This window comes from Ancylobacter oerskovii, from assembly GCF_018390555.1.
Lineage (GTDB): Bacteria > Pseudomonadota > Alphaproteobacteria > Rhizobiales > Xanthobacteraceae > Ancylobacter > Ancylobacter oerskovii.
Map to the genome: position 1 here is coordinate 255,352 of NZ_JAHBGB010000031.1, position 7,398 is coordinate 262,749.

Here is a 7,398-nt window from a genome sequence, read left to right on the forward strand (position 1 = left end):
GCGCGCGGCTACCCGTGCGCGGACGCGGCTTGCCCGCGCGACTTCCCGAAGGTCGCCTCGCGGCGGATCAGCGGAAGAGGCGCGCCGGCGGGAAGCCGGGCATGTCGAGCGCCGGGACGAGCTGCTCGTAGAGCTCGGCGTAGCTCTCCACCATCTGCTCGACACCGAACATCGCGCTGCGCTCGCGGTTGCGCTCGCCGAGCGCGCGCCGGCGTTCGGCGTCGTCCAGCAGCGCCACCGCCTTGGCGGCGGTGTCGGCCGGATCGCGCCCCAGCGTCTCCGCCCCGTCGAGAATCTCCGACAGCGCGCCGATGTCGTTGCCGCACACCGCCAGCCCCATATTCATCGCGAAGGGCACGACCTGGCCGAAGCTCTCGCGCACCACCGGCGCGATGAACGTGCCCGCCTGGCCGTACAGCGACGGCAGGGCGGCGAAGGGGACGCTGCCGGTGAAGTCGAAATTCGCCCTCACCCCCATCTCGGCGGTACGCTGGACGAACAGGTCGAGCAGCGGCCCGCCGCCGACGATGAGGAAGCGCGTCGCCGGCCGCTGCCGGGCGATCTCGATCAGCACCTCGATGGACGCATCGTCCAGCTTGTCGCGCTCGAGGCGGTACACCATGATCACCGTATCGGCCACATCCGCCGGCGCGGCGCGCCCGGCCTCGCCGGTCTGGAACAGGCTGCGGTCGATGCCGGGATGCACCACATGCGCCAGCGCCGGGTCGAGATCGGCGGCGAAATGGGTGCGGACATAATCCGACACGAAGACATAGGCGCTCACGCCGGAATCGCGCAGCGGCGGGACCGGGGTGTTGACGTTCTCCACGATCGGCACGGACCGCCCCCGGAGCGCGGAGAACGCCTCGGCATACCAGGGCTCGTCAGAGCCGCCCCAATAATGCATGTGGACCAGCTCGGGCGCGAAGGCGTCCACCACATGGGCGAAGGCCGGCGCCCGGCTGCCGAGCGGCACGATATGGGTGACGGCGCCGACCGGCGCCCCGCCGGCCGGCAGCTTGGCCGTGAGGATCTGCATCTCGTTCTCGAGGCCGAGATACTCGATCAGGTCGATCACCAGCTGGGTGGAGCCGCCAATATTGAGATTGGGGATGATGTGCAGCACCTTTCGCCGCCGGCCGGCCAGCCGCCGCGTGCCGCGATGCACGATCCGGTAGTGCGGGGCCGCCTTGCCGAACAGCAATTCCCGCAGGGCGCCCGTCAGGCGGCGCAGATAGGTCGCGTAGGAGAATTCCAGCTGCCACGGCGCCGAGGGGCCGGCACGGCGGGTGCGACGGCTCACCTCGCGCGCATGCCGGTCGAGATCGCCGAGGAAGGCGAGCGCCTCCCCCGGGGAACGCACCAGCTCGAAAAACCGATAGAGCAGAAGCCCCGGGCCGGAGGTGGGGGGGCGGGACCAGCCGAGCAAGCGCTTGTCGCGCACCTGTTCCAGCACGCCGCCAATCACCAGCAGCTGCTCGCGAACCACCTTGATGTCTTCGAGGAGGACCGCCTGCCTGGCCTCGAGCCGGTCGAGGCGGTCATTGATATCTTCCCAGCGACCGGAGGCATCCTTCTCTTCAGGAGGCTCGGCGCGGATCATTCGCAATTCCATACTCAATCGCCATCAAAATAGGGGTGCAAGATTGCACAAGGATTCCCTAAGAGGAAGACCGGCAATGGATGCGGCGGCACCGGGCGGGACCGACCCGACGGGAATGCCGGGCATCGCAATGGCAGGAGTGCGGGCATGGGCGGATGGGGCTATCAGCGACCGCGGATGATCGAGCGCCGTGGCGCCGACTTCTTCGAGCCGGCCCATCCCGAGCCGCGTACCAGCCGCGCGAACCTCATCGAGACCATCCTCGGGGCGCGCCACAGCCTGCTCTCCAACTGGATGGAGAAATCCTACTTCAGCGGCTGCGACAGCTTCCGCATCATGCGGCGGCAGATCGTGCTCGTGAACCGGCCCGACGCGATCCGCCAGGTGCTGGTCACCGACAATGCGACCTTCGAACGCAAGGGCCCGCCGGTGCGCCGGGCGCTGGAAGGCGTGATCGGCCAGGGGCTGTTCATCAGCGACGGCCCCTTATGGGCCGAGCGGCGCCCGCTGGTCGCCGATGCCGTCCACAAGAACCGGCTCGCCGCCTTCGCCGCGCCGATGGAGACGGTGACCGCCGAGTTCGCCGAGCGCTGGGCGGCGCTGCCCGCCGGCGCGCCGCGCGACGCCCAGGCGGACATGGCGGCGCTGACGGCGGAGATCATCACCCGGGCGGTGTTCGGCGCCGAATTGCGCGCCGGGGCGGCGCAGGCGGTCATCGACGGCTTCACCCAGTTCCAGGAGCGGGTGGATTCCTTCAATATCGGCTATTTCCTCGGCTTCGACGAAGGCCTGCGCGTCCACCACGGCTGGCGGGTACGCCGGGCCATCGCCGGCCTGCACCGCACCATCGAGCAGGTCGTCGAGGACCATCTTGCCGCCGAGACCGGCGAGGATTCGCTGCTGTCCCGCCTCATCGGCCCGCGCGACGACGCAAAGCAGCGCAAGCTGGGCGTGCAGGCGCTGCATGACGAGGCCGCGACGCTGTTCCTCGCCGGGCACGAAACCACCGCCACCACCCTGACCTGGGCCTGGTATCTGCTCGCCAACGCACCCTGGGCCGAGGCACGGCTGCACGAGGAGATCGACCGCGTCGCCGGCGACCGCCCGGTCGCCTTTTCCGACGTTCCCAAGCTCAGCTGGTGCCGGGCGGTGATCGACGAGACCATGCGGCTCTATCCGCCGATCCCGATCTATTCGCGCCAGGCGACGCGCGCGGCGCGCATCGGCGACATCGAGGTCGAGCCGCAGGCGATGGTGCTGGTGCTGCCCTGGCTGCTGCACCGCGCCCGCGACCTGTGGGAGGAACCCGACCTGTTCCGGCCCGAGCGCTTCCTCGCCGCCCGGCCGGCGCCGTTCAGCTACATCCCCTTCTCGGTCGGGCCGCGGGTATGCGCCGGGGCCAGCTTCGCCCTCACCGAGGCAGTGCTGTGCCTGGCCATGCTGGCCCAGCGCTTCGTGGTGCGCCCCACCGGCGCGCCGGTCATGCCGATCTGCCGGCTGACGCTGCGGCCGGAGGGCGGATTGCCGGTCACCGTGGAAAGGCGGCACTGAGATGAGCACCAACGAGCTGGTCCGCGAGGGGTTTCGCGAACGCCTGGAGGACTACTGGCATCTCGGCCTGCACCATGTGCTGCGCCGCGCGCCCATCGACGCCGCCTCCGATCTCGGCAGCCTGCTGGTACGGCGCAACGTCCGGCGCAACCTGCCGCACATCCTCACCGGCGCCCGGCACAATCTGCGCCGGCTGAAGCCGGAATGGTCGGAGGAGGAGGTGGACGCCGGCGTCCAGCGCTTCCTCGACAATGTCGGGCGCGTCTATGCCGAATTCTCGCTGCTGCACCGCTTCATCGGCGAGAATCGCGTGAGCTACGACGCCGAGGTGATCCGCAGCGGCCTCTTGGTGAAGCGGCCGCTGGTGGTGATCATGCTGCACACCGGCAACTGGGAGGCCTTCCCCACGGCGCTGGCGCATCTGGGCTTCCCCATCAACAGCTTCTATCTGCCGCCGGAACCGGCGGTGCACAACGCCATCGTGCAGAAGGTCCGCGCCGAGCTCGGCGTCACGCTGCTGGACCCCAGTCCGCGCGGCGTGCGCGAGGCCCTGCGGCTGCTCCGGGACAACCGCCCCTTCGCGATCTTCGGCGACGATGCCCGCGGCGGCGAGACCATGGCGCCGCTGTTCGGCCGCCCGCCGCGCGAGGGCGGCAATCTCGGGCTGGTGTCGCGCTTCGCCCGCTCCAGCCGCGCGGAAGTGGTGATCTGCCACTGCGTCCGGCTGCACAAGAGCCGGTTCGAGCTGCATGTCAGCGAGATCTTCAGCCTGGCGGACAAGGTCGGGGAACGGGCCGGGGTGCTGGACGACATCGTCTATCTGAATTCGCTGATCGAGCCGATCATCCGCGCGCATGCCGACCAGTGGTATTTCCTCGACGATCGGTTCTGATCCCCGGGTGATCGACCGCCTCCATGGACGGATTCGATCTTCTTGGGTAGCTTGAGGCCACCGGCCTCGCGCAGCGGTAACGCGCCGCTGCCCCGGCTCCGCGCCTCACGTCGCCCAGTTGAAGAGACCAATGTCGAAAACGATCATCGCCCAGCTCGCCAAGGAAGCCGATCCCGCGGCGCTCTCCCATTCGGATTTCGACTTCGCCTTCGCTCTCGACGAACGCCGCGCCTACGAGGTCACGTCGCAGCCCCTCCCCTACGGCTTCCTGTTTTCGCCCAAGGGCAGGGGCCTGCCGCTAGTCGTCATCTGCCCCTATGGCGCCGACCGGTCGCGGGACGGCCAGCGCAGCTTCCTGCGCGCCGACTGGGCCGCCAAGCTGCCCTACAACGTCCTCATCTGGCAGGACCCCACCGCCGCGCTGGACGAGGCGGTCCAGTCCGGCTTCGGGCTGGGCACCGCCGACCACTGGGTGCTGCCGAACATCGCCCGGGTGGTGAGGAGGCTCCGCGACCAGCTGGCCATCGCCAATGAGAACATCGTGTTCGTCGGCTATGCCGGCGGCGCCTTCGCCTCGCTGGTGCTGGCCTCGCAGTTGCCGGGCTCCTGCTGCCTGCTCAACAACCCCAATACCGACCTGGTGAAGGAGCGGCGCACCGCGCTCGGCAAGGTGCTCTCCCACGGCTATCCGGGCCTGACGCTCGCCGATGTCGCCCAGGCCTATCCCGAGCGCTTCATCGCCGGCGAGGCGCTGAAGAAGTCCCCCATCCCTCCGCGCATCTACTGCCTGCAGCACGCCCAGCGCGACGTCCGCCACCTCAAGAGCTTCCTGTCCTTCGCCCTCAACGCCAAGCTGCGCGGCACCGGCGCCACCGGAAGGGAGGAGGAGGACATGGTCGTCGAGTACTATGTCGACGACCAGCCCGGCGACAAGCCGGCCAAGGTCGAGCTGTGGTCGCGCCGCCTCGAATCGATGTCGCGGTGGTTCGCGACGCGCAACATGGCGAAGCCGGTCCTGCGCACCGGCGCGCAGGCCGGCGCCCCGGTCGAGCGCACCGGGCCCCGTCAGTCCTGGAGCGAATTGCTCCCCACCGAGATCGCCTATTGGGACGTGGTGATATCCGGCAAGCATCGCAAGCCGGAAACGGTGAAGGCGTTCCGCGAGCGCGCCGCCGGCCACTATCCGGTGCCCGGCCCGATCGTGAAGCTGCTGCAGCGGCTCGATATCCTGCGGGCGAAGATCCTCGACGTCGGCTCAGGCCCGCACACCACCATCGGGCCGGTGCTCTACGGCACCCGGCTCAACATCACCGCCGTCGATCCGCTGGCCAACGCCTATAACGACCTGCTCGACCAGTACGGGATCGAGCCCGCCATCCGCACCCTGCCCGGCGAGGGCGAGCGGCTGGTGGAGCAGTTCGGGACCGATCGCTTCGATATCGTCCACTCGCGCAACGCCCTCGACCATAGCCGCGATCCGTGGCTCGCCCTGCAGCAGATGATCGACGTCTGCGTACCGGGCGGCGTCGTCTATATCGAGGGTTCGATCAACGAGGGACTGAAGCAGCGCTACGCCGGGCTGCACCAGTGGAACTTCATGCCGGTCGACCGCGACCTGGTCATCTGGAACGACGAAGGCTCCAACATCGCCAGCAAGGCGCTCAGCGGCGTCGCGCAGATCCGCACCAGCGGCAAGGATTCCTGGTTCACCGCCACGCTGCTGAAGGATCTCTGAGCCGGGATATCCGGGAGACGGGATATCCAGGAGACGGGATATCCAGGAGACGGGATATCCAGGAGACGGGATATCCAGGAGACGGGATATCCAGGAGACGGGATCCTCCGGCCGCGGCCGGGGATCCCTCGTCGCGTCAATCGCGCTGGGACGTCGCCTGCCGGGACGTCACTCGCTCAGCTTGGTGCGGAAGACGTGCATCACGATGACGCCGAGCGTCACGAAGCCCAGCATCAGCCCCGCAATGTAGTAGCCATTGTAGAAGTCGCTGAGATAGTGCCCGTAATAGGCGGTGCGGGTGGCGTCGACGATCTGGGACAGCGGCAGGAACCAGATCCAGTAGGCGATCGCCTCCGGCAGCATGGACGGGATGAAGATGACGCCGCAGGTGACCCAGAACAGCGGCACCATCAGGCTGCCGAGGATCAGGAAGAAGAAGAACATCCGCGCGATGACCGCGAAGAAGATCCCCATGCACACGCCCAGCAGATAGGCCTGGAACAGGATGAAGACGAACTGCGGCGGGTCGAAGATCACCACATCGAAGCCCAGCAGGGCAAGCGTGGCGAGGGTGAAGACGCAGACGCCCGCGGAGCTCAGCAGTTCGACGCCCGAGCGCGCCAGCAGCACGTCCACCAGCGTCACGCCGGGGAAGTCGGTCAGCCTGCGATTGGCGTGGGGCGCCGTCTTCACCTGGCGGAACCCGTACAGCCACACCACGAAGGGCACCGCGCCGGTGGCGATGAACATGGTGGTGTCGGTGCCGATCGGCGCCACGCGGCCCAGTATGTAGTAGATCGTCAGCAGCAGGCCGACATGGGCCAGCGGCTGGCCGAGCGACAGCAGGAAGCCGAAGCGGGTGCCGGCGACGCGCGTCTGGATATCGCGCAGGAAGATCGCCCGCACGACGCGGAAATGCGCCTCCAGCCTCTGGGCGAAGGTCGGGCCGCCGGCATCGAGCTCGGCGAGGGCGCGCCTCGTATCGGCGGAGGCCAGCGCCGAGGAGGCGGGAATCGGCAGGGAATCGCTTTTCATGACAACGGCCCGCGAGCGCTCACTGCGCGGCGCGCAGCGGCAACAAACCCTGGAAATAGCCGCACAGGAAGTCGATGCCGGACCGCAGGTCCACTTCCGGCTGCCAGCCCAGCGCGTCGGCGGCGCGGCGAACGTCGAGCTGGGAGGCCGGCACGTCGAAGCGCCGCGCCTCGCGCATGATCACGTTGGGCCGTTCGCGCAGATGGCGCTCGAGCTCGTCGATGATGGTGAGCAGGGTCGAGCCAACCCCGGAGCCGACATTGATCGCGCCGGTCACTTCCCGGCGGGCGCCGGCGGCGATCAGCGCCCGGACGACGTCATCGACCCAGACATAGTCGCGCAGGACCGACCCGTCGCCGTAAATGGTGATCGGGCGGCCCTCGATGGCGGCATAGGTGAAGGCCGTCACCGCGCCCAGCCCCTTGGCGATGTTCTGGCCGGTGCCGTAGGCGTTGCTGATTCTGAGGCTGACGCTGTTGACCTCGTACTGCGCCGCGTAGAAGGCCAGGTAGTTCTCGGCCGCCAGCTTCGAGGCGCCATAGGCGCTCACCGGGCTGGTCGGATGCCCCTCGTCGATGGGAA

General features: G+C 68.5%; 6 protein-coding genes. 3 read left to right on the forward strand and 3 right to left on the reverse strand.

Annotated features, from left to right (window positions below; all coding sequences use genetic code 11):
• Positions 1-67 precede the first annotated feature (67 nt).
• Positions 68-1,603 carry a glycosyltransferase family 4 protein gene (locus KHC19_RS14370; protein WP_213353063.1) on the reverse strand — a complete coding sequence of 512 codons (1,536 nt, stop codon included), beginning with the start codon at positions 1,601-1,603 and terminating at the stop codon, positions 68-70.
• Between the two features lie 147 nt (positions 1,604-1,750).
• On the opposite strand from KHC19_RS14370, the gene KHC19_RS14375 reads away from it, so the two are divergent.
• The 3 genes from KHC19_RS14375 (at position 1,751) to KHC19_RS14385 (ending at position 5,781) form a co-directional block, all read left to right on the forward strand.
• Positions 1,751-3,154 (forward strand): cytochrome P450, encoded by a 1,404-nt coding sequence (locus KHC19_RS14375; RefSeq protein WP_213353064.1) that lies wholly within the window; start codon positions 1,751-1,753, stop codon positions 3,152-3,154.
• 1 nt (position 3,155) lies between these two features.
• Positions 3,156-4,046 (forward strand): lysophospholipid acyltransferase family protein, encoded by an 891-nt coding sequence (locus tag KHC19_RS14380; RefSeq protein WP_213353065.1) that lies wholly within the window; start codon positions 3,156-3,158, stop codon positions 4,044-4,046.
• A gap of 130 nt (positions 4,047-4,176) precedes the next feature.
• Entirely contained in the window at positions 4,177-5,781 is a 1,605-nt protein-coding gene (locus KHC19_RS14385) for a class I SAM-dependent methyltransferase (RefSeq protein WP_213353066.1), read from the forward strand.
• A 168-nt stretch (positions 5,782-5,949) separates the two neighbouring features.
• Here the strand turns inward: KHC19_RS14385 and KHC19_RS14390 are convergent, their stop codons facing one another.
• Together KHC19_RS14390 and KHC19_RS14395 are read right to left on the reverse strand one after the other, a co-directional pair.
• Entirely contained in the window at positions 5,950-6,816 is an 867-nt protein-coding gene (locus KHC19_RS14390; RefSeq protein ID WP_213353067.1) for an ABC transporter permease, read from the reverse strand.
• A gap of 19 nt (positions 6,817-6,835) precedes the next feature.
• The coding region (locus tag KHC19_RS14395; RefSeq protein WP_213353068.1) for an NAD-dependent epimerase/dehydratase family protein at positions 6,836-7,398 on the reverse strand (563 nt) is incomplete at its 5' end.